Below are 2935 nucleotides of genomic sequence, written 5' to 3'. Positions count from 1 at the left end.
CGAGCCGACGCTGTTCGAGCCCGCGGCGTCCAGCCCGACGCCGCCCGGACCGAGACCGGGACCGGTCAGAGCGGCGCTGTCCGGGCGGTGACCGTCCGGGCCGGCACCATGCGGGCTGGTGGCATCCGTGCCGGAGGTATGCGGGTCGACGCCGTCCGGGCTGACACAGTCCACCATGTCCATGCTGTCTGTCGGGAGCGTGGTGTCCAGGGGGACCATGGCGCCCGGGCCGGGGCCCCGGCCGGCTGGTGGCCGCGCGGTCACCGCGGTGCCTCCGACAGCGACGGAGCGTCGTGAGGCCGGGTGCGCCGGGCTTCCCCCCAGGGCATGACCGGCGCGGACGGGACCGCCGGGCTCACGGCGTCGCGGGCCGGGACAGGCACGCGCGGGCTGACAGGCGCACGTGCGGGCACATGTGAGCTACGATAAGTCACGCACATGCTACTAATGGTCACCATGCTACTAATGGTCATAGTGTCCTTCGCGCCGAAGCTACGGACACCGCGGGGGCACCTGCCTGCTGTGCAACCCACGAGCCGGTCATGATGGGTCCATCGAAGAACCCGACCAGGACGCCAGTCGTCGCTCCCGTCCGGGGAGAGCGGGAGGAACACCGACGTGGCGCAAGCGGATGCGCTCGGCTAGGCTCTTCGCCTGACAATCAGGGCGTGCTGCTGAGGCTACTCCTCATTCCAGCCGCTGGCAGTCCGTCCGGCCCGCCACCGATGGTCCGCCTGGCCCCCGCCCCGGGCTTCCGGCCACCGGGCGGCCATCTGACAGCCACCGTACTGTTATCAGGTTGTCGCCGGGATGGCGAGAACCGTTGCCCCTGCCCCTGCCTGGCAGACCCGCGCCGCCGCCGGCCTGACCGGCCCGGACCGGCCCGGTCTGCCCGGTCCGGGCCCGGCCGGCTCAGGCGTGCAGGATCACCGGGAGGTCCGCGCGGCCGCTGACCCGCAGCTTGCGGTAGGCGCGGGTGAGGTGCTGCTCAACGGTGCTGACCGTGATGTAGAGCTTCTTGGCGATCTCCCGGTTCGTCCGGCCGGAGGCGGCGAGCATCGCGACCTGCAGCTCGGCGGCCGACAGCGTCGCGACAGCCCCGCCGTAGCCGGAGGCGTCCTCCCCGCCGCGGTCGGTCAGCCGCAGCCGCAGCGGCTCGGCGCCGCACTCCTGCGCGAGCAGCACGGCCCGACGGGTGATCATCCGAGCCTTGGTCAGCTCGCCGGCGCGCCGGTGGGCGTCGCTGAGATCCGCCAGCGCATAGGCCAGCTGCAGCCGGTCACCGCGTTCCTGGAGGATGTCGACGGCTGCCAGCAGCACCGCGGGGCGCTCCCGAGGCTCCAGGGTGGCGGCCAGCGCGCGCAGCCCCATCCCGCGCGCCCGGGCAGCGCCGGGACGGGCCAGATGCTCCTCGGCGAGCGCCCGGCCCTCGGCGGCCCGGCCCAGGCGCGCCAGGGTGAGCGCCGCCTCGACTCGCCACGGCACGAACGACGGCAGGTCGATCTCCCAGGCGGTCATCAGATGCCCGCAGGTCAGCAGGTCGTCGAGCGCGGCGTGCAGCCGGCCGGACGCCAGCCGCCGCTGGCCGCGCGCGTAGAGGTACTGCAGGCCGAAACGGGTCTGGAACATCGCGTCCGGGATCGGCGCGGCGACCTGGTCGCCGGCGTGGTCGCCGGCGTGGTCGGCAATGTGGTTGCCGGTGCGGTCGGCGGTGCGGCCGCCGGCCTGATCATGAGGACGATCGCAGGCCTGGTCAGCGATGTTGCAGCCAGTGACCGTCGAAGCCATGATCAGCGCTGATAGTGGCCGGCCGACACCGACCCCCCACGTCCACGCGGGGATGAGCGTCAGCGCTTCCCGGGCGTGGCGCTGCGCCGCCGGCGCGTCGTCCTGATGCACCGCGATCTCCGCGCGGATGCCCGAGAGCATCGCCTGCCACGTCGGCGCCCGCCGTAGCGCGGCCTCGCGCAGGAACTGGTCGCACCAGGGCGCGGCGATGTCGGCGCGTTCGGCGTAGGCCAGCACGAGCAGCGCCCACTCCAGCGAGCCCAGGGTCATGTCGTCGAGGGGGGTGGCCTGCAGCACCCACTCGGCGGTGCGGACCGTGTCGCGGCTGGCACCGGCACGCAGGACGTCGGTCAGCGTCGTCACGGACGGCAGCTGGGGACCATCGGTGACGGACGCGGCCACGCTGGCAGCCGCACCGGTGGCCGCGCTCGGCCCGGCCGTCTGCGGGCGCCGGTCGTCCGCGCCGTCGAACGCGGCGAGCCTGGCCGCCAGCGGCGGATGGTTCGCCGGCAGGTACTCGCGGATGAGGTCGAGGCCGGCCAGCGACTGCGGGTCGAGCCGGCCACGCCGTGCCTCCAGCCCCCGCAGGCCCGTGGTCGCGTCGTCCTCGCGGCCATGCCACAGCAGAAGCTTGATCAGGTGGATGCTGTGCTGGCTCGACAGCTCTCCGGTGAGCAGCGCCGGGACCAGCGGCTCCACGTGCCGCAGCGCCGCCCCGGGGTTGATCCGCCACTCGACGCGGGCCCGCAGCAACGCGACCGTCGCGCGCTGGTCGTCGTCCTGGCAGGCCAGGCCGGCCAGCCGCAGGCACTCCAGGGCGCGCCCCACATCGTCACGGCCGAGGGCGGTCATGGCGGCCCGGCACAGGACGTCGAGCCCCCAGGGCTCACCGGCGTGCTCCGCCGCGACGAGGTGGACCGCGACGTCCTCCGCCGGAGCGCCGCTGCTGTACAGCAGCCTGGCGGCGCGGCGGTGCAGCGTCGTGCGGGCCGGGCCGTCCAGGTCGGCCAGCACGGCGGCGCGCGCCGCGGCGTGCCGGAAACGGCCGGCGCGCAGTACGCCGGCGGCCTCAAGAATGTCGAGGATGCGGGTGGGGACCGGCCCGGCCACGGTCGGGTCGGTGCCAGCCGGATGCGTACCAGCCGGA

General features: G+C 74.4%; 2 protein-coding genes. Both read right to left on the bottom strand.

Translation table 11 applies throughout. The features are described from left to right. Positions 1 to 264: hypothetical protein (locus AC5LSR_RS04995; protein ID WP_493468199.1), on the bottom strand; the 264-nt coding region annotated here is incomplete at its 3' end. 648 nt (positions 265 to 912) lie between these two features. Beyond that, a partial coding sequence (locus tag AC5LSR_RS04990) for a LuxR C-terminal-related transcriptional regulator (protein ID WP_493468198.1) occupies positions 913 to 2935 on the bottom strand: 2023 nt, incomplete at its 5' end.

The organism is Protofrankia sp. CiP1_Cm_nod4 (assembly GCF_982290645.1).
Note: the sequence above shows the minus strand (reverse complement) of the source record. Positions and strands in the feature narration are given on the sequence as shown.